Origin of the sequence: Psychrobacillus mangrovi (assembly GCF_037104765.1) — a bacterium.
GTDB lineage: Bacteria > Bacillota > Bacilli > Bacillales_A > Planococcaceae > Psychrobacillus > Psychrobacillus mangrovi.
Map to the genome: position 1 here is coordinate 51,524 of NZ_JBAWSY010000016.1, position 26,176 is coordinate 77,699.

23 protein-coding genes are annotated in these 26,176 nt (G+C 35.7%); 7 read left to right on the plus strand and 16 right to left on the minus strand.

What is annotated here, in order from left to right:
- Position 1 precedes the first annotated feature (1 nt).
- The 3 genes from WAX74_RS16415 to cyoE form a co-directional block, all read right to left on the minus strand.
- The gene (locus WAX74_RS16415) at positions 2–1,864 is read right to left on the minus strand and encodes a cytochrome c oxidase subunit I (protein ID WP_336498742.1); all 1,863 of its coding nucleotides are present in this window, start codon (positions 1,862–1,864) and stop codon (positions 2–4) included.
- Between the two features lie 34 nt (positions 1,865–1,898).
- Positions 1,899–2,981 (minus strand): cytochrome c oxidase subunit II, encoded by a 1,083-nt coding sequence (coxB, locus tag WAX74_RS16420; protein WP_336498767.1) that lies wholly within the window; start codon positions 2,979–2,981, stop codon positions 1,899–1,901.
- Positions 2,982–3,080: 99 nt separating this feature from the next.
- A complete protein-coding gene (gene cyoE, locus WAX74_RS16425) occupies positions 3,081–4,004 on the minus strand; it encodes a heme o synthase (RefSeq protein WP_336498743.1) in 924 nt (307 codons plus the stop codon).
- A gap of 325 nt (positions 4,005–4,329) precedes the next feature.
- On the opposite strand from cyoE, the gene WAX74_RS16430 reads away from it, so the two are divergent.
- The gene (locus WAX74_RS16430) at positions 4,330–5,241 is read left to right on the plus strand and encodes a COX15/CtaA family protein (RefSeq protein ID WP_336498744.1); all 912 of its coding nucleotides are present in this window, start codon (positions 4,330–4,332) and stop codon (positions 5,239–5,241) included.
- Positions 5,242–6,096: 855 nt separating this feature from the next.
- Here the strand turns inward: WAX74_RS16430 and pyc are convergent.
- From pyc to WAX74_RS16445, 3 genes are all read right to left on the minus strand, one after another.
- Positions 6,097–9,540, minus strand: a complete 3,444-nt coding sequence (gene pyc / locus WAX74_RS16435) for a pyruvate carboxylase (protein WP_336498745.1) — start codon at positions 9,538–9,540, stop codon at positions 6,097–6,099.
- Positions 9,541–9,551: 11 nt separating this feature from the next.
- On the minus strand, positions 9,552–10,718 hold the full coding sequence (locus WAX74_RS16440) for an FtsW/RodA/SpoVE family cell cycle protein (RefSeq protein ID WP_336498746.1): 1,167 nt from the start codon (positions 10,716–10,718) through the stop codon (positions 9,552–9,554).
- Positions 10,719–10,825: 107 nt separating this feature from the next.
- Positions 10,826–11,107, minus strand: coding sequence for an Fpa/YlaN family protein (locus WAX74_RS16445; RefSeq protein WP_336498747.1), 282 nt, complete (start codon positions 11,105–11,107; stop codon positions 10,826–10,828).
- Positions 11,108–11,284: 177 nt separating this feature from the next.
- On the opposite strand from WAX74_RS16445, the gene WAX74_RS16450 reads away from it, so the two are divergent.
- Both WAX74_RS16450 and WAX74_RS16455 read left to right on the plus strand, forming a co-directional pair.
- Positions 11,285–11,782 carry a molybdopterin-binding protein gene (locus WAX74_RS16450; protein ID WP_336498748.1) on the plus strand — a complete coding sequence of 166 codons (498 nt, stop codon included), beginning with the start codon at positions 11,285–11,287 and terminating at the stop codon, positions 11,780–11,782.
- A gap of 11 nt (positions 11,783–11,793) precedes the next feature.
- Complete coding sequence (locus WAX74_RS16455; protein ID WP_336498749.1) at positions 11,794–11,997, plus strand: YlaI family protein; 204 nt, start codon at positions 11,794–11,796, stop codon at positions 11,995–11,997.
- A gap of 416 nt (positions 11,998–12,413) precedes the next feature.
- Here the strand turns inward: WAX74_RS16455 and WAX74_RS16460 are convergent, their stop codons facing one another.
- Positions 12,414–12,740, minus strand: coding sequence for a YlaH-like family protein (locus WAX74_RS16460; RefSeq protein ID WP_336498750.1), 327 nt, complete (start codon positions 12,738–12,740; stop codon positions 12,414–12,416).
- A gap of 21 nt (positions 12,741–12,761) precedes the next feature.
- The gene (typA, locus tag WAX74_RS16465) at positions 12,762–14,609 is read right to left on the minus strand and encodes a translational GTPase TypA (RefSeq protein ID WP_336498751.1); all 1,848 of its coding nucleotides are present in this window, start codon (positions 14,607–14,609) and stop codon (positions 12,762–12,764) included.
- 104 nt (positions 14,610–14,713) lie between these two features.
- Between typA and WAX74_RS16470 the strand changes: the two genes are divergently transcribed.
- Positions 14,714–14,899 (plus strand): YlaF family protein, encoded by a 186-nt coding sequence (locus WAX74_RS16470; protein ID WP_336498752.1) that lies wholly within the window; start codon positions 14,714–14,716, stop codon positions 14,897–14,899.
- Between the two features lie 36 nt (positions 14,900–14,935).
- On the opposite strand, the gene WAX74_RS16475 is transcribed toward WAX74_RS16470, so the two are convergent.
- The gene (locus WAX74_RS16475; protein WP_336498753.1) at positions 14,936–15,727 is read right to left on the minus strand and encodes an inositol monophosphatase family protein; all 792 of its coding nucleotides are present in this window, start codon (positions 15,725–15,727) and stop codon (positions 14,936–14,938) included.
- A 102-nt stretch (positions 15,728–15,829) separates the two neighbouring features.
- Positions 15,830–16,027 carry a hypothetical protein gene (locus WAX74_RS16480; protein WP_336498754.1) on the minus strand — a complete coding sequence of 66 codons (198 nt, stop codon included), beginning with the start codon at positions 16,025–16,027 and terminating at the stop codon, positions 15,830–15,832.
- 159 nt (positions 16,028–16,186) lie between these two features.
- Here WAX74_RS16480 and WAX74_RS16485 point away from each other — a divergent pair, with 159 nt between their 5' ends.
- Positions 16,187–16,834 carry a YktB family protein gene (locus tag WAX74_RS16485; RefSeq protein ID WP_336498755.1) on the plus strand — a complete coding sequence of 216 codons (648 nt, stop codon included), beginning with the start codon at positions 16,187–16,189 and terminating at the stop codon, positions 16,832–16,834.
- 132 nt (positions 16,835–16,966) lie between these two features.
- Here WAX74_RS16485 and WAX74_RS16490 read toward each other — a convergent pair whose 3' ends face one another.
- Both WAX74_RS16490 and WAX74_RS16495 read right to left on the minus strand, forming a co-directional pair.
- On the minus strand, positions 16,967–17,236 hold the full coding sequence (locus WAX74_RS16490; RefSeq protein ID WP_336498756.1) for a UPF0223 family protein: 270 nt from the start codon (positions 17,234–17,236) through the stop codon (positions 16,967–16,969).
- 12 nt (positions 17,237–17,248) lie between these two features.
- Positions 17,249–18,208 carry an NAD(P)H-dependent flavin oxidoreductase gene (locus WAX74_RS16495; RefSeq protein ID WP_336498757.1) on the minus strand — a complete coding sequence of 320 codons (960 nt, stop codon included), beginning with the start codon at positions 18,206–18,208 and terminating at the stop codon, positions 17,249–17,251.
- Positions 18,209–18,411: 203 nt separating this feature from the next.
- Between WAX74_RS16495 and WAX74_RS16500 the strand changes: the two genes are divergently transcribed.
- Complete coding sequence (locus WAX74_RS16500; RefSeq protein ID WP_336498758.1) at positions 18,412–19,881, plus strand: aminotransferase class I/II-fold pyridoxal phosphate-dependent enzyme; 1,470 nt, start codon at positions 18,412–18,414, stop codon at positions 19,879–19,881.
- Positions 19,882–19,939: 58 nt separating this feature from the next.
- Here the strand turns inward: WAX74_RS16500 and WAX74_RS16505 are convergent, their stop codons facing one another.
- The 4 genes from WAX74_RS16505 to WAX74_RS16520 all read right to left on the minus strand — a co-directional run bounded on the left by WAX74_RS16505 (position 19,940) and on the right by WAX74_RS16520 (position 25,084).
- Positions 19,940–20,614, minus strand: coding sequence for an LrgB family protein (locus tag WAX74_RS16505; protein WP_336498759.1), 675 nt, complete (start codon positions 20,612–20,614; stop codon positions 19,940–19,942).
- On the minus strand, positions 20,615–21,052 hold the full coding sequence (locus WAX74_RS16510; RefSeq protein ID WP_413788985.1) for a CidA/LrgA family protein: 438 nt from the start codon (positions 21,050–21,052) through the stop codon (positions 20,615–20,617).
- Between the two features lie 63 nt (positions 21,053–21,115).
- Positions 21,116–21,949: a polysaccharide deacetylase family protein gene (locus WAX74_RS16515; RefSeq protein ID WP_336498761.1), complete on the minus strand. Its 834-nt coding sequence runs from the start codon at positions 21,947–21,949 to the stop codon at positions 21,116–21,118.
- An 87-nt stretch (positions 21,950–22,036) separates the two neighbouring features.
- Positions 22,037–25,084 carry an efflux RND transporter permease subunit gene (locus WAX74_RS16520; protein ID WP_336498762.1) on the minus strand — a complete coding sequence of 1,016 codons (3,048 nt, stop codon included), beginning with the start codon at positions 25,082–25,084 and terminating at the stop codon, positions 22,037–22,039.
- A gap of 104 nt (positions 25,085–25,188) precedes the next feature.
- Between WAX74_RS16520 and WAX74_RS16525 the strand changes: the two genes are divergently transcribed.
- Complete coding sequence (locus tag WAX74_RS16525) at positions 25,189–25,815, plus strand: TetR/AcrR family transcriptional regulator (protein ID WP_336498763.1); 627 nt, start codon at positions 25,189–25,191, stop codon at positions 25,813–25,815.
- Positions 25,816–26,176: the final 361 nt, after the last annotated feature.

The following is a 26,176-nucleotide window of genomic DNA, read 5'->3' on the forward strand; positions in this document are numbered from 1 at the left end:
ATTAATTACCCCCTTTTTCATTCATTAAATCTTCTTTGTGAATATGGAAACCATGGTCATCTTTTAATGAACGTACTGCCATTGAAAGGAATGTGATTGCTAATCCGAGAACGATAACTGGAATTGCCCATGATTTTTCACCATTGTAAAGTGCACCGAAAGCTGCTACAAATGTTCCAAATGATATTACTAAAGGAATTATTGAGTTATTTGGCATATGAATATCAGAAAGTGGTTCTGCATATGTCATCCCTTCTTTATTACCTTCTTGTTTTTCAATCCAGAAAGTATCAAGTCCACGAACAAGTGGAGTTTGTTTAAAGTTATAGAATGGGATTGGTTGTGGAATAGCCCATTCTAATGTACGGCCATCCTCCCAAGGATCATTTCCAACAGGAACGTTCTTAACAACTGTAATGATAATATTGATTACTAAAATGATTACACCAATTGCCATGAAAATTGCACCGATTGAACTGATTAGGTTGAATAGATCCCAACCTTGATTTGCTCCATAAGTGAAAACACGGCGTGGCATACCCATTAAGCCTAAGAAATGTTGTATAAAGAATGTTAGATGGAAACCGATAAAGAAGAACCAGAAGGTCCATTTCCCAAGTTTTTCACTTAACATTTGGTTAAACATTAAAGGCCAATATAAGTGCAATGCTGCTAAGATTGCCAATACTACCCCACCTACGATTACATAGTGGAAATGGGCAACGATAAAGTAAGAATCATGTAACTGATAGTCAAGAGGTGCTGCAGCTTGCATAACTCCCGTAACCCCACCTGCTACGAATGAAGGAATGAATCCTAATGCATAAAGCATCGGAGTGGTTACTTTAATACTTCCTCCCCACATCGTAAGAAGCCAGTTAAAGATTTTCATACCGGTTGGTACAGCAATAGCCATTGTAGCAACAGCAAAAATTGCATTAGCTGTTGGTCCTAATCCAACTGTAAACATATGGTGAGCCCAAACCATGAATCCTAAGAATCCAATTAATACAACAGCAAATACCATGGATGAGTAACCAAATAAACGTTTACGTGAGAAAATAGCAAAAATTTCTGAGAAAATACCGAAAGCAGGCAATATTAAGATATATACTTCAGGATGCCCGAATATCCAGAATAGATGCTCCCAAATAATTGTATTACCACCCATTGTATGGTCAAAGAAGTTTGCTCCAAACATACGGTCAAAGATTAAGAAAAATAATCCAATTGTTAATGGTGGAAAAGCGAATAATATTAACGCACTTGCAACAAATGTAGTCCAGGTCATTAATGGCATACGCATGTATGTCATACCAGGTGCTCTCATATTAATAATTGTAACAAGAAAGTTAATACCGGCTATATATGTACCGGCACCAGATATTTGAAGTCCTAGTGCATAAAAGTCAATCCCATGACCTTCAGATGCAAGTGATAAAGATGCATATGAAGTCCATCCAGCATCAGGTGCTCCACCCATAAACCAAGATAGGTTAAGGAAAATGCCCCCAAAAAGGAAAAACCAAAAACCAAGTGCATTTAAGAATGGGAATGCAACGTCACGTGCACCAATTTGCAATGGTACAACAGCATTCATATACCCAAATAATATCGGCATGGCTGCTAGGAAAATCATTGTTGTACCATGCATTGTAATAATTTCATTAAATAAACCTGCACTAACAAAATCGTTATCCGGTTTTGCTAATTGTACACGAATAAGCATTGCCTCGATACCACCGATTACAAAAAACAATCCGCCGGCAGCGAGGTAAAGGACAGCGATTTTTTTATGGTCAACCGTTGTTAAATAGTCCCATAAAGTTGCGCCAAAGCCTTTTTTCTTAGCAGTTGAACTCACAACTTTAACCTCCTTTGTTTTTTATCTATTGAAATTACTTTTCAATAGATAATCCCATTAAATATTCCGCAAGAGCATCTAATTGCTCTTCACTAAATTTTTCGCCATTGTTGATTGCCTCAGGCTGTGGCATTAGGTTACCTGGTTTGTGACTTTGTGGATCATTAATCCAAGCTTTTAAGTTTTCTTCGTTATGTTCCATGAATCCTGCAACGCGGTTACGGTCTCCAAATGAAGCCAAGTTAGGGCCTACACCACCACCAGTGCCTGCAGCAGAAGTTGCGTGACAAGCGATACAACTTGTGTTAAAGATTTCTTCACCAGATTGAGCAAGATCGCTTCCTGCAACAGGTTTTGTCGTTTTAGCAGAATCTACCCATGCATCAAAATCTTTTCGATCCATTGTTTTGACTTTGAAGTCCATTAAAGCATGTGACGGACCACAAAGTTCCGCACATTTCCCGTAGAAAGCACCTTGTTCTAAACCAGCAGAAGGTTCATCAAATTCTAAATAGAATTGGTTTACGTTTTCTACGTTTGTATCCATCTTACCACCAGCTGATGGTATCCAGAATGAATGCTTCACATCTGCAGCTTTTAAGTTAAAGTATACTTTTTCATCTGTAGGAACTACTAATTCTTGAGAAGTTACTACACCTAAATCAGGGTATTCAAACTCCCACCAGAATAGTTTTGCTGTTACATTTACTGTAACCGCTGTCTTGTTACCTTCCTCATCTACTTGTTCCATACCGGCAACATCCGCGTGTTTATAAGTTAGATAAACAGTTGGAACAGCAAGTACTAGTAAAAGAAGAATAGGGATAACTGTCCAAATAATTTCTAGAGTATGATTTCCTTCCACTTGCTTTGGAATAAAGTTTTCCCCTAATTTTTTACGACGGAATTTCACAAGAGCAAGTACATAGATAATTACTACTACTATAATAACTAAAGCCATAATAGCAGAAGACAGTAATAGTAAGTTAAATTGATCTCTACCGACTTGTCCGGCAGGTGTTAGCGTAGATAAATATTTTTCGCCACAACCTGATAGAAAAATCGTAAGAGCTGCTAACAGTGAAAAAAGTCGCCATTTTTTAAGCCCTTTCATCATAGCTAAATCAAACCCCTCTTTCATAGTTGTATTCATGTGCATTGGACTGTGGTTCTGTTCTATATGAATTCTTGTTGATCAAAGAAAGAATTCCAGTAGTTAAATAAAGATAGAGAAGATAATCATTGCTACGAATAGGATGGTCATATAGTTTAACGAATAAACAAACATACGAGAAGCCCATTTCAAATCGTCTTCAGCTCGGAAGCCTTTAATAGAAAGTATAAGCCAACCTATATTTAGTGCAGTAGCTAAAATGATAAAGAATGTTCCAAGTTCCATTAACAAGAATGGTAATGGGAATAAAAATATTACCCATAAAAGCATAGAACGCTTCGTACGTTCAAATCCTTTTACAACTGGAAGCATAGGTATATTAGCTGCTCTGTATTCCTCTGTTCGTTTCATCGCTAATGCATAAAAGTGCGGTGGTTGCCAAACGAACATTATTAAGAACAATGCTAGAGCCCCGAAGCTTAAACCAGGTTCTACTGCCGCCCATCCGATTAAAGGTGGTATTGCACCAGAAATACTGCCGACTACTGTATTACTCACATGTTTTCTTTTTGACCACATGGAATAAAGAACTACATAACTAATGATACCAGCAAGTCCCCAAACTCCCGCAGAAGTTGAAGCCATAAATAACAAAATTTCACCTACAACTAACAAAGTAAGAGAAGTTATCAGCACGGCATTTGGATTAAACCTTCCAGTAACAGTGGGTCTTGCTCTTTTACTCTTCATAATAGGATCTATATCACGATCTATATAGTTATTCATCGCACCTGACCCAGCAACTATTAGAGCTGCCCCAAATAGTGTGTAGAACAACAAATCTAATTCATGAAGAAAATTACGGTTAGTAAATTGGAAAGCTAACCAAATACCAGTAAACGTCGTTATTAGATTTGAATTGACAATCCCAATCTTAATAAGTGCAAGAAAGTCTTTTATGAATGACGCTGTTTCTGGATTTTTGTCAGTATCGGTATTAGCGGTGATTGATTGACTATTCGACATGCTGTCCCCTCCTTTCAAAGTTGTAAGCATATTCCGCTATCTTTTACTATATCGAAAATTATCACTAATTTCTATAGTGAAATATGTTTTTTCGACATATAAGTATTAAAAGATTCTCCTAAACAATACAACAATATCAATAGTAAATCATTTCTTTTTATTATTTGTGAAGGTTCACGCACGAATTTATGAACAATTTGTGAAATGGCATTATCATACCCTACTGTTCAAATGATAAACATTGTATTTTCTTCAATGTTTCGATATCATCAAAAGGCAGATACCGTCTTTAAAGACGATCAACATACATAAAGTAGGTGGCATATTGCACATTCACAAAAGTTTAAAATGGTTGGCTGTGGCCTCTACTGTTGGTATGCTTCTCATACTTTTAGGTGGAGCTCTTGTAACCAAAACCGACAGTGGAATGGGTTGCGGAAGACATTGGCCTGGCTGTAATGGACAACTTATACCAGATGTAATTACTCCGGAAGTACTTATTGAATTTTCTCACAGACTTGTAACAGGTGCTGTAGGAATACTTATAGTCGCTTTAGCGGTTTGGTCATGGCGTGCACTAGGACATGTTCGCGAAACAAAGTTTTTATCATTTATGGCATTTTTCTTCTTAGTATTACAAGCTTTAATAGGAGCAGCACAAGTAAAGTGGGGTCAAGGAGATTTTATTCTAGCTCTACATTTTGGAATATCACTTATTTCTTTTGCGGCAGTCTTATTATTGACCTTGTTGATTTTTGAAGTGGATCGGAAGTTTGACACAGATAATATTAGAATTGGTAAAACTTTAAAGTTTCATACAATTGAGGTCACATTATATTCATATATAGTAGTTTATACAGGTGCATTAGTTAGACATACTGAGTCAAGTTTAGTTTGTAAAGATTGGCCTTTATGTAGAAATGACGAATTTTCATTACCAACCAACTTATATGAGTGGGTTCAAATGGGTCATCGTGCTGCAGCCGGCTTAATTATCATTTGGATATTGATTATCGCTATTCACGCAATTAAAAACTATAAAGATCAACGTGCTATCTATTGGGGCTGGATTATCGCATTAGTACTTGTTGTTTTACAAGGATCTACTGGCATGCTAGTGGTATTAACTAAACTTAATCTCTATATTGCATTAATGCATTCACTATTTGTTTCATTACTTTTTGGACTGCTATGCTATATGATTTTACTTTTATCGAGAAGTCGAATGAAAAAATAAAATCAGCGAAATCCCCTTTGACCTCTATTAGAACGTTATCGGTTAGGGACAAAACGCATGTTATACAATTCTCTTTGAGCGTGGAGTAAAGTGGCTTTGTCACTTTACTCCACGCTTTTTCGGTATTACATCGCTTCCCTACAATGTGTTCAAGGAACGATGATTGCCACTGAACTTGATTTTAAAAATGTTGTGTTGCTTTGTTATTTATTCTTTAATGATAATTTTATTGTGATTAAAAGAATGTGTTTCGGCATAAGGAGTAGAACATGGATGTGCGCTTGCCGCACGCTACGTATGAGCCTCAGCAGGATGAGTCGCTCCTTTACGGGTATCATTCTTTGCACTCCTGCGGCGTGTAAGGCTCACATCCTGAAGACATCCCGATGACTTTGAAATAATTACTAAGAAACTATCCTATATCCTGTTTTCAGAATTCCATTTTATTAAGAGAATACACTGGCATTCGCACCTTGTACTAAGAAATCTGAAACACGGATGTGCGCTTGCCGCACGCTACGCATGAGCCTCCGCAGGATGAGTCACTCCTTCGTCGCTCCCACATCCTTTACGGGGTCTCATTCTTCGCGCTCTTGCGGCGTGTAAGGCGCACATCCTGAAGACATCCCGATGATTTTGAAATAATTATCTAAGAAACAATTCCCAGCTGTATGACGTGCCGTATGAAACAGATGTATGTGCTAGCGCTTACAGCGGCCCATGAGGACGTGTGGCCATCGCGAATGCCTATAGATTAGCGATCTATTCTTATGGATTTTTATATATGAAAAATGAAGTTTATAAATTTTCATTAAAAAAGACTGTTTGACAACTCATGTCAAACAGTCTTCTTTATTATTCTTTTTCTATCTCAATTAATAAATCACCTGTTGTGATAGCTTCCCCTGCTACAACATGAATCTCTTTAATTACTCCGTTGAACGGTGCTTGTACAGTTGTTTCCATCTTCATAGCTTCTGTAATAAGTAAGTGTTGCCCTCTTTTTACTTTACTTCCAATGGACACAGCTACTTTTAGTACTGTCCCTGGCATTGTAGCACCGATATGTTGTTCGTTTGTAACGTCAGCTTTTGGTCTCGATAAATGGCTAACTTCAATTGTCATATCTTGTATAGAAATTTCTCGTGGCTGGCCATTCAATTCAAAGTATATAATTCGGTTGCCATCATGAGTTGGCTCGCTAATAGATACCAATTTAATTATTAGAGTTTTCCCTACTTCAATTTCTACTTCGATCTCTTCTCCAAGCTTCATACCATATAAAAAAGTTGGTGTGTCGAGTACCGAAACATCTCCGAAATTCTTTTCTGTAGTGGTATATTCATCAAAAACTTTTGGATATAGCGTATACGCTAAGATCTCTTGACTCGTTACAGGACGTCCGAGTTTGTTAAATAATTCCTCTTTAACACCTTTGAAATCAATTGGCTCAAGTAATTCTCCAGGTCTTACAGTAATCGCTTGGCGGTCCTTTAATATTACTTCTTGTAGTTCTTTAGGGAATCCACCATATGGCTGACCAATATATCCTTCAAAAAACTCAATAACAGAGTCTGGAAAATCAATAGTTTTCCCTCTTGTGATCACTGTGGTTTCATCCAAATTATTTTGTACCATAAACAGCGCCATATCACCAACAATTTTTGATGAAGGTGTAACTTTGACTACATCACCAAAGAGTAAATTAACTCGAGAATACATTTCTTTTACTTCTTCCCAACGTTCTCCTAGCCCTACACCCTTTGCTTGTTGTTGGAGATTACTATATTGTCCTCCTGGCATCTCATGTACATAAATCTCTGTGTGTGGACTATTCATCCCACTTTCAAAATCTTGATAATATTTACGTACATCTTCCCAATAATATGATAGCTTTTCAAAAGCATGTATATCGCCTATTACTTCTCTGTTTCCACCTTTTAAAGCATAACTCAATGTGCTTGCGCTCGGCTGAGATGTCAACCCTGCCATCGCACCTAAAGCCGTATCTACTATATCTACACCAGCTTCTACAGCTTTTGCATACATATAAATTCCGTTTCCACTTGTATCATGTGTATGCAGATGAATCGGTAGATTTACTGTACTTTTTAACTCACTAATCAATCTATAAGCAGCTTCTGGTTTCAATAGCCCCGCCATGTCCTTAATAGCCAAAATATGCGCTCCAGCAGCTTCTAATTCTTTTGCCATATCTTTATAGTACTGAACTGTATACTTGGCACGTGAGTCATCTAAAATGTCTCCAGTGTAACATATAGCCGCCTCTGCTATCTTTCCAGATTCTCGAGTAGCATCAATTGCAACTTCCATCCCTTTAATCCAGTTAAGGCTATCAAAAATTCGGAATACATCTATACCCGCTTCTGCCGACTCACGAATGAACTCTCTTATGACATTATCCGGATAGTTTTTATACCCCACAGCATTTGCACCACGAAATAGCATTTGAAAAAGAACGTTTGGTATCATTTCTCGCATTTTTAATAAACGATCCCAAGGATTCTCTTTTAAAAAGCGGTAGGCTACATCAAAAGTGGCTCCTCCCCACATTTCAAAGGAGAACAAATTATGCATCCCATGGGATGATTCTGTCGCGATTCCAAACATATCGTATGACCGAACCCGGGTCGCTAGAAGTGACTGATGTGCATCCCTAAAAGTTGTGTCCGTTAGTAATACACCTTTTTGTTCCTTCACCCACTTGACTAAACCCTCAGGACCATGTTGGTCAAGAATTTGTTTTGTTCCAGATGGAGGTTGTACTGTTAAGTCAATCATTGGTTTTCTTGAAGCGCTAAAAATAGGTTTAGATTTTTCCTTTTCTACTCCAGGAAAACCATTAACTGTAATATTCCCTATATAATTTAACAACTTTGTTCCACGGTCTTTTCTATTAGGAAATAAAAATAACTCAGGGGTAGTATCTATAAAACTAGTATTAAATTTTCCAGAAAGAAAACTTGGGTGCTTAACCACATTTTCAAGGAAAGGAATATTAGTTTTAATCCCTCTTATTCTGAATTCCTGCAAATTTCTGTCCATTTTAGCTGCAGCTTCTTTAAAGGTCATACCCCATGTTGAAACTTTCACTAGCAATGAATCGTAGTATGGAGTAATGACAGCTCCTTGAAACCCATTTCCTGCATCCAATCGTACCCCAAATCCACCACCTGATCGATAAACCATAAGCTTTCCTGTATCAGGCATGAAGTTATTTAAAGGATCTTCTGTTGTTACTCGTGACTGAATTGCAAAACCAAAGAGTGGAATATTTTCTTGTTTTGGAATTCCCATTTCTTCACTGTTTAAAGCTAAACCATCCGCGATTTTGATTTGTGCATGCACAATATCTACACCTGTAATCATTTCTGTAATTGTATGCTCTACTTGTATACGAGGATTTACTTCAATAAAGTAAAAATCATTATCTGTGACTAAAAATTCAACAGTTCCTGCGTTAATGTACGACACATTCTTCATCAATTGAACTGCCGCTTGGCAAATTTTATCTCGTAATTCAGAATTCAAAGAATTGGATGGAGCAATTTCTACAACCTTTTGATGTCTCCTCTGAATGGAACAATCTCTCTCATAAAGGTGAATTAGATTACCATGAGAGTCTCCAAGGATTTGAACTTCTATATGTTTTGGTTGATAAATAAATCTCTCAACATAAACCTCATCAGATCCAAACGCTGCCTTAGCTTCCGATTTTGCACGTTCGTAAGCACTATCTAATTCATCTTCTGTTTGTACAACGCGCATACCACGCCCTCCGCCACCTAGAGACGCTTTAATCATAAGAGGATATCCATGTGTTCCTCCAAATGCACGAACCTCTTCTATGCTCTCTACTGGTCCATCGCTACCCGGAATTACAGGAATACCAGCCTTAACAGCTTGCTCACGCGCTTTAACTTTATCACCAAACATATCGAGATGCTCAGAGGTAGGTCCTATAAAAATAATACCTTCTTCCTCGCAGCGTCTTGCAAAGTCAACATTCTCTGAAAGAAATCCATACCCTGGATGAATTGCATCTGCATTACTTTTTTTCGCTATTCGGATAATATCTTCTATATCTAAATATGCGTCAATTGGTTTTTTCCCATCTCCAACTAAGTAAGATTCATCTGATTTAAATCGATGAAAAGAACCAATATCTTCTCTTGAATAAATAGCTACTGTACGAAGATTTAACTCTGTACAAGCTCGAAATATTCGAATCGCTATTTCCCCTCTGTTCGCGACTACTATCTTATTGATTTTTTTCATCACTACACCCCTTATCCCTTGGTTTTCTCATACTTTACAAACATTGAGACATTCATAAGTATCCCCATTGCTGCGGATAATAATATAATGGAGGTCCCACCGTAACTAATAAACGGTAGAGGTACTCCGGTAAGTGGGATTATACCCAACATGCCACCTAAGTTAACAAATGTTTGAAATCCTATAATACTACCTATTCCAGCGGCTATCATACGAGCCTGAGGATCTTTAGTAGTGATGGCAATCATAATTGCCTTAAATACAAGAAAAAATAGTCCAACTAAAACGATTAATACCCCTATTATCCCGAGTTCCTCGGCAATAATTGCCATTATAAAATCCGTATGTGGTTCCGGAAGATATCCAAATTTCTGATTTGAGTTTCCCAATCCTAAGCCCTTTAAGCCCCCTGAACCGATTGCAATATACCCATTTACAATTTGGTAGCCATAGCCTTGTTCATAATCGAAAGGGTTAAAGAAAGCTTCTAATCTACCTCGTCGATGTGGAGTCAATATAGTGTCCTTCATCAGGTATATCGCAACTAGACCTAATGTAATTACGATACCAATTAGACCAATAATTTTTGAAAATGACTTAAACTTTATTCCACTAGCAGCAATTACTGAAATTGCAACAAAGCTAATTATCATTGTATTTCCTACGTCTGTTTCCATCATGATTGATACAAATACAAAAAATAACACAATGAGTGGTGGACCAACAGATTCGTTTAGTTTATCTAATGTTCCATTTTCATATTTTTTTGTAAAAATCCCGGCAAAATATAAAACTAACACTATTTTCGCAACCTCTGATGGTTGAATATTACCAAAACCTAAATGAATCCAGCTTTGTGATCCGCTTTCCCCACCCGATCCAATAAAATGTACTAAAAATAAAAGCACAAACATCACTAGTAGCATTAACTGCATCATAACTTTATTTTTATAATGTTTATATGGGAAAAAGGCAGTTATAAAGAACACTGGAATACAGAGTAATAAGTTAATTTTTTGCTTATTAAAAAAATAGTCGGGTTCCCAACCATAATTAAGAACCGACCACCCGAAACTAGCACTATATATCATAACTAGTCCAAATAGGCACAGTAATAAGTAAACAAAAAATAACGGATAATCAAAGTTTTTTACATAGCGTTTAATATATGGAATCATTTTTAGAAAAACCTCTATTTCTGAATTAAATAATCTATTACATTAGCAAAACAAAGTAATCTATCTAGAAAAAAAACTCAAACAGTGTTTTTGTTTGAGTTTTATAATTATTTTTCTGTATGGATCTCGTGTAAAATTGATAACTCTTTTTCAAGTGAAGCAATTATTTCTCTTCCTTCACTTTTCTCTAAAAGTCCTAGCTTTACCGCAAAATCAATTTCACGTGACAAACCAAACATTTGAGTGTCCAGAACCTCTTCATAAAGAGGACATTGAGGCATTGTTAAGTTATCCATCTGCACCTTAATAAGTTGTGCAATCTTTTCCGCATCTTTCTTTAAAAGCTCTAATGCTTTATCTTGATACGAAATTTGTATATTAGTATCCATGAGGACGCCCCCATTATTATAATTTCTAATTATTTACCTCCCTAAAGTGTATCTTTTGAACAAGAAAAATGCAAGTGTTCTCTCATCTTCGATTTTACTATAATTAATTATTCTTTGAGACTTTCCAATTTAAAGGTATACTTATATAGATTAGATAGTCTAGAGGAGGCAATTGTTTTGGAACAAATTATTCCTATTAAAGGTGCAGTAAAATTTAATATTACTTTAGATCCTACCGTTTGGATTTTTGATGATCGAAGAATTGATTTGGATGATTTCTTTACTGGTAAGTATGAATATAAAGATGAGTTAGAGGAATATACAAAAGTCACTTCAGCTCATTGGTCTAGAGAAATCATTGAAGGCTCTACGAACCCACCAACATTAAAAACTGAAAAAAAATACGAGCGTACAAAAGTATTAACAAGTACTTTTGGTATAGAATTAAAGCAATTCATTTTAAATGCAGAACCTTTAAATGATGCTACTAAGCTTGTTGTGGAAACAACAGATGGTGAACATACATTTCCTTTAGAGGAATTAGACTCTCTTTTAGTGAAGTTTAGCCATAAAGGCAAACCGCTAAGTGAAGATGGTCCTGTTCATATTCTTAAAAAAGATGGATCAAATATCAATGACCCCGTCAATAATATTACAGCGTTTCGCATAGAATAGGAGGTAGCATTATGAAGGTACAGTGTGCCATTTGCGACCGAATTGACGAGCTTCCAACTGATTTGCCATTAGCAAAAAAATTAAGAAATCGTCCTATTCACACTTATATGTGTCCACCCTGCCATGAACGAATAGAAGAAAAAACACTCGCTCGATTAGCAACCGGTAAATTTATTTTTTATAAAACTTCCAAGCTTATCGAAAACGAATTTTAAAATAATAAATAGGTGTTTCATTTCAAATATTTTAGCATAGTTTTGTCATGCACACCTTATAAAAAAGAGCGGAGGGAAGTGATTTTATTACTCCCTCCGCTTCTTTTTCGTTAAACCCATGTTAGTGTTACTAGTTTAAAAGCTTAGTTATAACTTCGCACTAACATGCATATCCGAGATAATTTATTTTATCTAAAGGCATTCGTTCGAATGACTTTTTCAGTGTCCACGATGTAGGAACAACTAATGATCAACTCATCCTGCAGCTGCTCATGCATAGCGTGCAGAAAGTGCACTATAGTAATTCTTACATAGCTGAATACTCATTCTATTAAGCAATCTATATTAGGAAATTAAATAATAGAGCCATAAAAAAAGGGTGTTTCCAAAGTTATCTTTTGGAAACACCCTTAATATTATGAAGTCGAACTTTGTTTTTTCTCAAGACGTAAGCGAATCTTATAAATAATAAGGATTAAAGCTGCAACAATAAGACCTTCTACCACGGGAAGGAAGAAAGCTAAAAATGTCAGCATCAAACATCCGAGGAATAAAAACGCATAAATGACTATATTTTGTCCAAGACGTAATTTTTTTGCAAAGCCGAGTTTATAAACAAGGACAGATAGCAAGAAAATTACTAAAAATAATACATAACCCGCTATATCGTAGGTTGGCATTGCCTCGTATATATATCTTGCAATACTAGACATTCTACCAAATACGAATTGCTTTTCCTCCAAGGTTTTTCACCCTTTCAGTTCCTATTCCAGTTCTGCATTTTTCTTTTTCTTTGTTACACGTTCACGTTCATTTTTTTCTAGAATTTGTTTGCGTAGACGAATCGATTCAGGAGTTACTTCTAAATACTCATCATCACCTAAATACTCAATAGCTTCCTCAAGTGTTAAAATACGAGGTCTTTTAATAACATTAGTTTGGTCTTTGTTAGCTGAACGAATGTTAGTTTTTTGTTTCATTTTCGTAATATTAACAGTGATATCAGCATCACGAGTATTTTCCCCAACGATCATACCTTCATAAATCTCGGTACCTGGTTCAAGGAATAATGTACCGCGATCTTCCACTTGCATCATACCATAAGTTGTTGCTTTACCAGTTTCCATTGATACAAGAACACCCTGGTGACGTCCACCAACACGACCAGAAACTACTGGTTGATAGCTATCAAACGTATGGTTAATGATACCGAAACCTTTAGTTAAGGACATGAATTCTGTTGTATATCCAATTAATCCTCGAGCTGGCACCATGAAAATTAGACGAACTTGGCCATTACCATTGTTGACCATGTCAATCATTTCACCTTTACGTGTACCCATCGATTCGATAATTGAACCTACAGCATCTTCTGGCACATCAATTTGTACTCTTTCGATTGGCTCGCATTTTTTACCATCAATTTCACGAATAATAACTTTTGGTTTAGAAACCTGTAACTCATAACCTTCACGACGCATGTTTTCGATTAAAATCGACAAATGAAGCTCTCCACGACCAGAAACAGTCCATGCATCTGGAGATTCTGTATCTTCAACACGTAGTGAAACATCAGTTTCTAATTGAGAACGTAGACGCTCTTCAATTTTACGTGAAGTAACCCATTTACCTTCGCGTCCAGCAAAAGGTGAGTTATTTACTAGGAATGTCATTTGTAGAGTTGGCTCATCAATACGTAACGGAGTTAACGCATCAGGATGATCTGTAGGACAAACTGTTTCACCAACATTGATTTGTTCCATACCTGACACCGCGATCAAATCTCCAGCTTTAGCCGATTGAATTTCTTCACGTTTTAAACCGAAGAAACCGAATAGTTTTGTAACACGATAGTTTTTAACTGAACCATCTAATTTCATTAATGAAACTTGTTGCCCAACTTCGATTGTTCCACGGAATACACGACCAATACCGATACGCCCAACATAGTCATTGTAGTCCAGTAAAGCTACTTGGAATTGTAATGGCTCTTCTGAGTTGTCAATTGGTGCTGGGATTGCTGATACAATCATTTCGAAAAGAGATTTCATATCTTCTTCTTGTTTAGAAGGGTCATCATTTAAAGAAGCAGTACCGTTTACACCTGAAGCATAAACAACTGGGAATTCTAGTTGATCTTCATCTGCACCTAATTCTATGAACAATTCTAGAACTTCATCTACTACTTCTAGTGGACGAGCTGAATCTTTATCTACTTTGTTTACTACTACGATTGGTGTTAGTTTTTGTTCTAACGCTTTTTTCAATACAAAACGCGTTTGAGGCATACAACCTTCATATGCATCGACAACTAGTAAAACACCATCTACCATTTTCAAAATACGTTCTACTTCGCCACCGAAGTCAGCATGTCCAGGTGTATCAAGGATGTTAATACGTGTCCCATTGTAATTGACAGCCGTATTTTTTGCTAAAATTGTAATACCGCGTTCACGCTCTATATCATTTGAGTCCATGGCTCTCTCATCAACATGTTCATTTGAACGAAAAGTACCTGATTGTTTTAATAATTGGTCGACTAATGTCGTTTTCCCATGGTCAACGTGTGCTATAATTGCAATGTTTCTTAAATCTTGACGTGTATTTGTCATATTTCCACTCCATATTCTTTTTTCGAGTCCATAACTGTGTTATTATATCACAAGTGAAACTAAAGTAATATTATTTTTTATCATTTGTTTTGGAGGTGATTATTTTGAACAACATTAAATGGGTTTTTGTTCTCTTTTCTATTGGCGCAATATTGTCTATGGCTTTTGTTGGAATTTCAATCGCCCTAAGAAACATTCCTTTAATTATACTTGGACTAGTTCTACTTTGTGTAATCATGGGATATGGCTTTAAAACTAAGAAAAAAATGAGAGATGAAGGTTTACTATAATATCTCGTCGACAAGAATTTTTTCTTGCCGACGATTTTATTTTAATTTTATATAATTTGTTACTAATTCTTTATGCAGACCTGGCTTTGCAACTAAAAAAGTATTTTGTGTCAATAAATTTATTGGTTTATCCTCCAAGTTCGTTACGATAGCCCCCACCTCTTTTGCAACGACCATTCCACCTGCAATATCCCATGGAGAAAGGCGCATTGACATATAGGCATCCAGTTTTCCAGTTACAACATAGGCAATTTCAATTGCAGCTGAACCGTAAGATCTAGTTCCCCGAACTGTTTGTACCAGCTCAATCATCCCTTCATGTTCAATGTATTTATTAGGAACTACCCAACTAGCATTAATTCCAATAATGGATTGTTCAATTCTTGCTTGCTCAACATTTGGTATTCGTAAATCATTAAAATATGCTCCCTCTCCAAGTGAAGCCGATATCAAATCATCTTCCATCACATTACAAATATAGCCAAGAATCCCTACCCCATCTTTATATATACCTAGTGAAATAGCAAAGTTCTTTTTTTGATGGATAAAGTTCATTGTTCCATCTATTGGATCTAACATCCAAACATAGCCATTTAAGTCTTGAATATTATCACCAAATCCTTCTTCACCAAAAATTCGATGATCTGGAAAATCCCTTTTTATATGGCCAATAAAAAATTGTTCCGTTTCTTTATCGATATTTGTAACCAAATCATTTGCTTCGGATTTTGTTTCAATAATGAGTTCAGTATTAAAAGATGCTTTTATTCTTCCCGCCGCTTCTTTAATAAGCGATTTTGCATACTTATCTAGCTTATGTATATCCACTGCTACCACCCTTTCTTACCATCTGCTATTAAGTATAAAGAAAAAAACACCGGCTGTCTTTTAATTAGCAGGTGTTTTTATCTGGTATCCGAAATTAAATCATCAGCTGAGCGCATTAAGTTCTCCTAACTGTTGATGTATTTCGTTAAGTCTTTCCTTTGACTTATTAATGTCTTCTTCACTATTGTTTGTCATGGCATCAAATAGAGTAGCTAATTCATAATCCAATTCCAATTTTAATGTTTGAATTTTTTCTTTTTCCATGTCATTTTTACGAATAATGTGAACAACCTGCCTCATAACTAACACCCCTTCTCTTTTAAGTTGTTTCGTAATATCCGGAACATTTTTTAATAATTTATGCTGGCAATAAATTATTGGCAACTTTAAAATCCTACTTACAAGATTTTTACCCATATTTGCTATAAAATAAACATAGGAATTGAAAGGAGTTAAAAAATGAGTAAACATTTTTGGGAAAACAAAGATTTTAATGTATTTCAAATAGATGGGTTAGAAAAAAGAATGGAAGCTCTCATCTCAAATATTAGACCAAAGTTTGATGTATTAGGTGAACGTTATAGCCTATATTTCTCGGGTGTTCTTGGTGATGAATTTTTTGCTCATGTTGCAAAACATGCAAGGCGATCAGTTAATCCTCCAAAAGACAGTTGGGTAGCATTTTCTCCTTACAAACGAGGATATAAAGCATTGCCTCATTTTCAGATAGGACTTTGGGAAAACCATTTATTTATTATTTTAGCTGTTATTTATGAAGCACCAGAAAAAGCGGCAATCGCTGAACGGTTATTAAAGAAAAAAACAATATTCAATAAACTTCCTAAGGATTTTATTGTATCGGGTGATCATATGAAACCAGAGGCAATACCTTTAAAAGAAGCCAAGAAATTAGAACTTGAGAACTTGTTGACTCGCCTTCGAGATGTAAAAAAAGGAGAGTTTCTAGTGGGTAGACATATCCCTAGGGAAGAAGCAGTTAAATTAACTGAAGATGAATTTTTACGTTTAGTGGAAGATACTTTTGATCAGCTTTTACCTGTCTATAAAGCTATGACAAATATGAAAGTGGCAGTACCCAGTCGGTAATTTGATAAACAAGCCCTATTTTTGATTAAGGGCTTGTTTTTTTAACGGTACTGAGAAAATATATCTAGCTTATTTTCAATAAAAAACTATTTAGTAAGCAACTATATAGACAAAGTAAATAGATATTGATATCTAACCTATAATAATGGCACCATCATCTTTTTCTTTCATTTGTTTAATGATGGGATAACTTGCATATCCGCTTTCTTTTTCAAAATCACGAAAATACGTTTTTTCTTCTGCAATAGAAGGAACAATTTCTTTAAACCGACGATATTTTTTTAATAATTCTTCTCGTTTTATACCGTTTTCATATGCTTTCTCAATTGCCTCAAAAAACTGTACGACATCTACTATTTCTTCCGTCGACCAGTCAAGGGAGAATGGATATGTATATTCCATTTCCTCAGCCTCCTATAATGACCATTTTTTTCTTATTGTTGTAGCCTCTGAAACCATTTGTTCTACTAATTCTTGTACAGAAGGAATGTTATTTATCAAGCCAATCCCTTGGCCGGCCCATCCAAAACCTTTTTCAGCGTTACCTTCATAAATGAATTGTTTGTTTGCCTCTCCGCTAATATAGTCCTTTAAAGCATCATATGTCGGATTTTCCTTTTCAATACTCAGTATTGTTTCGGTCCAATTATTTTTAAGCGCTCTTGCAGGAGCTCCAATCGAACGTTTAATAACTACAGTATCTGTTTCTCCGCTTTCTAATATGGCATTTTTATACGCAGGAGATGCATGAACGCATTCTTTTGTTGCAATGAAACGAGTGCCCATTTCAATGCCCTCAGCTCCTAACGAATGAGCAGCCATCCATCCTCTACCATCAGCAATTCCACCAGATGCTATTACTGGAATTGATACTGCGTCTACCACTTGTGGAATCAATACCATGGAACCTATGTCATCTCTTCCAAGATGTCCTCCACCTTCTTGGCCGACAACCATTACTGCATCAGCACCAAGCTGCTCCGCTTTTTGGGCTTGTCTTTTTGCAGCTACTAATACTAGTTTCTTTATGGATGTATTTTCTAACTTTTCCAATATGGGTGCCGGATTTCCACCAGTCATAGTAATAACAGGAACATTTTCATCAATGGCCACTTGCAGCATATGTTCGTATGGTCGCCCAGTTTGACCTATAGCAAAATTTACACCGAAAGGCTTATCTGTTAACTCTCTAACTTGTTGTATTTCTTTTTTTAATTCCTCTGGAGTTTTTAAACTCATTGCAGTTACTTGACCAAGTCCCCCTGCATTTGAAACCGCAGCACATAGGTCCGAATATGCTAAGTAAGCAAGTCCTCCTTGAATTATGGGGTATTCTATTCCTAATAGGTCTGTTACTTTTGTTTGAAAATTCATCTTATTCCCTCCCTTTCCTCTAAGTGTAAAAGAATTGAACAGTTGAATCAATTCACAAATATTTTTATAGTAATAGAATGGACGAAGTGCTATAATTCATTTGTTTTAAAAAAAGTGGACGATGCTGTTAAGCTATGACAAAATCTGTAGTAGTTGGTGTCTTAAACTAGACAATAAAAATAATATTTGAGGTGGTATGAGCGTTGTCACAATTAGAAACTCCTTTGTTCGATGCATTGTTGAAGCATCGTAACCGTCATCCTATTCAGTTTCATATTCCTGGGCATAAAAAAGGGAAAGGGATGGATCCTGCATTTCGAGAGTTTGTTGGAGATAATGTACTTTCCATTGATTTAATCAATATTGCTCCTTTAGATGATTTACATTCCCCTAAAGGTGCTATTAAAAAAGCACAACAATTGGCTGCAGAAGCTTTTGGAGCAGATCAAACATTTTTCTCTGTCCAAGGTACTAGCGGAGCCATTATGACAATGATTCTTACTATTTGTGGTCCTGGAGATAAGTTGCTAGTCCCACGAAATGTTCATAAATCTATTATGTCAGCAATCGTTTTTGCAGGAGCAATCCCCATTTTTATACATCCAGAAGTTGATAAAGAGTTAGGAATTTCTCATGGTATTTCTGCTGAATCTGTTGAAAAAGCTTTACAAGAACATCCAGATGCAAAAGGGTTACTTGTGATCAACCCAACTTATTTTGGATTTGCTGCCGACTTAAAAAAAATTGTAGATATAACACATAAACATGGAATTCCTGTAGTAGTGGACGAGGCACATGGTGTGCATATCCATTTTCATCCACACTTACCAGTTTCAGCTATGCAGGCAGGAGCGGATATGGCTGCGACATCAGTTCACAAATTGGGCGGTTCGATGACACAAAGCTCCGTGTTAAACGTAAGAGAAGGATTAGTTTCAGCTAAACGCGTACAATCTATTATTTCCATGCTTACGACAACTTCTACTTCCTATCCACTTCTTGCGTCTTTAGACACTGCTAGACGCCAATTAGCGATCCACGGGGAAGATTTAATAGGAGAAGTCATTAGACTTGCTAAAGATACACGTAAGCGGATTAATGCAATATCACATTTATATTGTGCAGGTGAAGAAAAATTACAAACTTCTGCTACATTTGATATGGATCCAACTAAATTATTGATCAGTGTGAAAAACTTAGGGATTACAGGTTATGCGGCAGAATCTTGGTTAAGAGAAAATGCAAATATTGAAGTAGAACTTTCAGATTTATATAATATTCTATGCTTGTTTACAATTGGAGATACGAAAAAAGAAGCAAATATCCTAATAAATGCGCTCATTAGAATGGTAGCTGCTTTTGAATCAGAGGCAGTTATTATAGAGCCATCCGTTACTTTACCAGATATTCCAGGACTAGCGATGTCCCCTCGCGATGCTTTCTACGCTAAAACGGAATCCATCCCTTTAGTTAAAGCGAGCGGGCGCATTTCTGCAGAGTTCGTAATGGTTTATCCACCTGGAATTCCTATATTTATTCCCGGGGAAATAATTACACAAGGAAATATAGATTATATTCAAATGAATATAGAAGCAGGGCTACCTGTACAAGGTCCCGAAGATGATACGTTAGAAATGATTCATGTGATTAAAGAACAACAAGCAATTAAATAAAACAAAAACAAAGAAAGTCTTGCCAACGAGATCTTAATGCTCAGGCAAGACTGTTTTATTATATGAGTAAAGCAAAAAGTGGACATATAAAAGCTCCTAATACTGCACTTAGCGTCATCGATACCGAACCCATTGACAATACCTGCTCTCCATATTCTGAAAGTTTAGCTACTCCAATTCCATGTGAAGCACTGCCTATTGAGACCCCTCTACTAATCGCCTTTTCTATATGACAAATTTTAAAGATAAAAGGTCCTAACAACGAACCTGTTAAGCCTGCAACTAATACGAATACTGCTGTCAAAGCAGGATTTCCATCTATCGATTGACTTATTTGCATAGCTACAGGTGTTGTAATAGACTTCGATAGCAATGAAAGTATTAACTCATCATCTAATCTTAATAATTTTGCAAATAATATTATACTGATAAGTCCTGAAAACATGGCCACAACAATACTCGTAATAATAGGGAATTTATATTTTTTTATAATTCCTCTTTGCATATATAGTGGATATGCAAGGCTTACTATAGCAGGACCTAGCATCTCATCAATCCACTTGGCTCCACTCATATATAAATCATAAGGAATAGAAAACGAGCTTAATAGAATAATTATAATAATCGTAGTTGTTAGCATTGGAGAAAAAAATGGCGATGGAAAACGCTTATACAACAATGCCATAAAGTAGTAGATTAGTATAGTACCCAAAATAATAGATATTATATCCATTTATCCTTCCTCCTTTAACGCAACCTTGTTTTCCAAGTATTGACCTACTCTTCCTGAAATGATTATCGTAAAAATAGTACTTATAATAACTGATAATATAAGCAATAAACCATGGAAAGATAAAAGTTCAGGATAGTTCATTACTCCAACTGTGGCTGGTACAAAAAATAAGGTCAATACACTGAGCAAAAAACCAGCTCCATCTTTTATCAAGGAAACTGGTATTAGTTTGAAATATAAACCTAAAAACAGTAAAATCAAACCTACTATACTACCAGGAAATTTAATATGCAGTCCTTCTACTAGGAGGGTTCCTAAAAATGAAAACATATATAAGATTAAAATTTGAAAAATAACTCGCAAGTAATTATAAATAGATGTCACTCTAAAACTCCTAACAATTTGTAATATGCAATATTTTACCCCTTTACCTTCCATAGGTCTATTAAATTCAAAAAACATTTGGGCTAAAATATGAATCACCCAAATGTTTTTTCATAACTATTCAATTCCTTTTATAGTATATGGATCGATAAAGTCATAACCTTTTGCTCGAAAACCTTCCACAATACCAGTTAAGGCTTCAGCAGTCCATTGACGATCATGCATTAAAAGATTGGCACCATCAGTTAAATATTCTGTATTTAACATTATATCTGTGAGACTAGCCGCATCCATATATTGTTTTTCCCAATCATAGCCGTACGTCCAGTTCATAAGTAGCATACCTTCACTTTGGACCAAGCTTCTACTGTAATCAGTATTGACTCCAAATGGAGCTCTGAAAAATTTTGGTTTCTCACCAGTCACTGCTTCAACAGTCTCATTTACTCGAATTATTTCTACTCTTTGTTCTTCTTCTGAACTGTCCTTTAAATTTACATGTGTCTGTGTATGATTACCAATAGAAAAGCCCATATCATAAATCGCTTTTAGATTAGCTTTTTCTTCATCTGTGTCAATAAAATGTCCATTAACAAAAAAGATAGCTGGTGCATTAAGTTCTTTTAATGTTGTTGCCATTTCTAGTGCATTTTTATCAGGTGCATCATCAATTGTTAATAACACAGCCTTTGGATTAGCAGCTCCGATAGGTTTTAGTGTCCAGTTTGCTTCGTTTAATTCATAAAGTATTTCCGGTACTTCTTCTACAGTTTCCTCTACTTTTTCTTCCGTTTCTTCTACTTCTTCTTCCGTTTCTTCTGCAGTTTCTACATCAGCTACTTCAATCTTTTCTTCACTTTCACTTTTAGTTGTTGGTTCTTCTTTCTCTGGACCACAAGCTGAAAGTACAAGCATCAATGCTGCCAGTATTACCCATTTTGTTAGTTTCAATTTGATCACCCTGCCCTTTCATATGTATTTTAACACTAAAAAAAGGATGTAGTGTAGAGTATTTCCACACAACATCCTTTAATTTGATTAGCTATTTAAACCTTTTTTTCTTCTAAATTTTGCAAAAAACTCATACACCATAGGTACGAAAATTAGTGTAAGTAGAGTAGAACTTGTTAAACCACCTATAACTGTAACTCCAAGTCCTTTCGAGATAAGTCCGCTTCCCTCTGCTCCAATAGCAAGTGGTATTAATGCTCCTATTGTTGCAAGGGCAGTCATTAAAATAGGTCGAAGTCTTGTTGCTCCAGCTTCTAAAATAGCTTCTCGTGTTGTATGCCCTTCTCTTTCTTTATGAATAACACGGTCTATTAATACAATCGCATTAGTTACAACAATTCCTATTAACATTAGTAAGCCCAACATAGCAGATACACTCAATGTCTCACCTGCAATCGCTAATCCTACTAATGCCCCAATAGCCGTGAATGGCAGAGAGAAAAGAATTGCAAATGGAGCAAGTCCCCCACCAAATGTTATTACTAAGATTAAATACACAATTGCAATTGCTGCAAGCATTGCCAATCCTAACTGAGTGAATGCTTCTTCGATATCTGCTGTAACACCAGAAGTATTAATTTCAATTCCAGCAGGTACATCCAACTTATCAATCTCTGTTTGTATATCTTGTGATGTTTTTGCTACATCTTTGGCAGTTAAGGTACCTGTAACGCTAGCGAAGATTTTACCTTCTCGTCTATTAACAGTATCTGAACTAGTACCTTCTTCCACTTTTACTAGTTCAGAGATAGAGACCTCTGTACCAATAGGTGTTGCTACGGTTTGGTCCAATAAATCTTCTACAGATGTTTGGTTTTCCTTTTGTTTATCAATATAAACATCAACTGTTTGATCATCTTTTGTAATGGTTGTTAGCACTTCACGTTGGACATTTGGATTTAACTTCATACCAATTTGTGCTGTTGTTAAACCATATTCGGTTAACTTCTCTTTATCTACTACAAAAGTATATTCTGTATAGGATTTTGATAAACTAGTATCGACATCTTTTAAGTCTTTATTATCTTCCATTATCGCTGCTATGTTTTCTACTATTGGTTCAATATCTTCTTTTTCTTTACCATACACATAATAACTTATTGCATTACTAGATCCACTTGTAGTGAAGTCTTGTGATTTCCATTCTCCTTTTACATCAAATGCTTGAATATCTTTCATTACATCTTCTTTTACTTTTGCAAATTCTTCCGTTTCAGAATCAAATGTAACAAACATCAATGCGCCATTAGTTGCTCCAGGTGCCATTGGATTCGCTCCACCTATGGACACTTGCACAATGTCTACTTGTTCTTTTTCTAAGAAGTATTCCTCTACCTGCTCTACACTTGAACTTATATTATCAGCAGCTTCTCCAGCATCTGGAGTATAAGTAACATACATCATTTTTTGTTCTTCCTCAGGTAAGAAGCTTACTCCTACAACAGGAATTAAAAATAAACTAGCTACCAGTAGAACCACCGCTCCAATGGACGTTATTACCTTGTGATTTAACGACCAATTCAATGCCTTTTTATAACCTGTTGCAAGTTTACCACGCGATTCCTTATGAGCTACAGGTCCTTTTTCCATGTTCTTTTTAAATAAGGTATGTGAAAGCATTGGTACAATTGTAATTGCTACTATTAAGGAAGCTAGTAATGCAAATACCATCGTTAATGCAAATGGTAAAAATAATTCTCCAACCATTCCGCTAACTAAACCTAAAGGCAAGAATACTGCAATCGTTACTAAAGTTGAAGACATAATCGGTAAAAACATTTCTTTAGTCGCTTCTCGAATTAAATCTTTTCCTTTCAACTTTTCATTAGATAAATTCATTCGTCTGTAAATATTTTCTACTACTACAATAGAGTCATCAATTACGCGTGCAATAGCAACGGTCATCGCGCCAAGCGTCATCATGTTTAATGTTATTTCCATCTGGTATAACAAAATAAACGCTATTAATATTGATAATGGTATAGAAATGATAGAGATGATTGTCGACTTAAAGTTACGCAAAAATAACAATATAATTATTACAGCAAATAATGCTCCAAATAGAGCTTTGCTTACCATTGTTTCAACAGACGCTTCAATCGGCTCTCCTTGATCCAATGTGACTTGCACATCTAAACCATCAAAATCTTTCTTAAACTCAGGAATCATATCTTTTACAGCGTTGGCAACATCAACTGTATTTGCTTCTTGTGCTTTTACAATCTGAATAGCAATCGCTTCTTGTCCATTTGTACGAGATATAGATTCTGCTTTACCAATAAATTCAATTTTAGCAACTTCTTTTAATGTGACAGAATACATTCCACTTGGGCTAACTACAGGAATTTTCATATTTTCTAAGTCTTCTAATGTAGCAACTTTTCCATCTACTACAACTGATTGTTCTTCTTCTTCAAATTGAAATAATCCTAATGGCATCGTTAAATTAGTACCCTGAACAATGCCTTTAACAGTTGCTTCATCTAATCCAAGTTGTGTTAATTTTGCTTGGTCAAAAACTAAACTTACTTCCTCCACTTGTTGTCCTGAAACTGCTGCAGAGGATACCCCTTCAATTCCTTCTATTTGAGGAACAATAATATTTTCCACATCATCTGTTAATGCTTCTAAATCTTTCTCACTATTGGAAACACTTAAAGCTATAATCGGAAATGCGTTTAAACTAATTCTGGCAACCGAAGTATCTTGAACATTCTCCGGTTTTTTTACATTGTTTAGTGCTTCTTTCACTTCTGCTTCTGCTTCTTTCATATCAACGCCAAATGCATATTCTATTTGAAGTGAAGATGCATTTTGATAGGAAGTAGAGCTTACTGTTTTCACTCCCGATAAATTACTAACCGCTTTTTCAAATGGCTCTGAGACATCTTTTGCAACCTGCTCAGGAGTTGCTCCTGGATATATCGTTGTTGCTGTAATTACAGGTATCGTAATATCTGGTATAGTTTCTAGTTTCATTTGTGTTCCAGCATAAATACCAGTGCCGGTAATAATAAGCGTTAAAAGCCATACAGCCAGCTTATTTTTCATTACAAAATTAATTATTGAATTCATTACTTTCCCCCGTATAGATATATTTTGACCAGTCAGTCATATTCCTTTATAATAGTAATTGACCAGTCGGTCATTCGTCAACTATTAAGGAAGTAGGGGTTCATTTGCCTGACAAAAAAATATTAATAATTGAAAGAGCAGTAGAGCTATTTGCTAAAAATGGTTTTGAATCTACTTCTGTACAAGAAATTACAAGTGCATGTGGTATTTCAAAAGGCGCTTTCTATTTACACTTTAAATCAAAAGAAAGTTTACTTTTTAGCATTTTTGAAATGTTTATAGATCGAGCAATTAAAAAAATTTCTAACGTTTTTGAATTGGAGATTGCACCGAAAGATAAACTAGAACTTTTTTTATGTATACAATTTGAAGAAATTGATCAATACTCAGACTTCATATTAATGTTATTAAGAGAACAAACAAAACCCGATGATAGAGAATTGTTTGTCCTTATGCAGAAGATGGATCAGCATCTTAACAACGCATTGAAGACTTTGTTGGTAGAAGCTTATGGAGAAGACATAAATAAGCACGTTGCCGATATGACTGTCATTATAAAAGGAATAATTAAGGGCTACATTGAATTAATTGTTTTATCTAGTCAAAAATTTGATTTTAAAAAATTGGCCAACTTTCTTTTACCTAGAATCGATTCCATAGTATTAGGGTTAACAACCCCTTATTTAGAAGAAGATTCATTACTAACAATATGCTATAAAAAAACTACATGAGGGCTTGCCCAATAAGTCCTAAATTAAAGCAGATAGAGAAAAACGACTCATTTTTCTCCATCTGCTTTTGTGTTTCCATCTAATAATGTTGATTGAGTGAAGTGAAAGGCGGCGACTCCTGCGGGAAAGCGAGGAGAGAACTGAAAAACTCTTCAAGGTATCTTCTAGCGAGCATGTGAACGACATTTCGTTTACATGCTCGCTTTTTGTCTGGGACTCGTTGATTTCCGTTACAGGCGGACGCTTTCTTACCTCCAGTCAAGTCTTTTTTTAGGCTTGATTATTAAATTATTGGTTTGATTTGGGAGGGGTACCACTCCCAAATCAAATTTATGCATGCCGAAAAGCCCTAACGAAATTT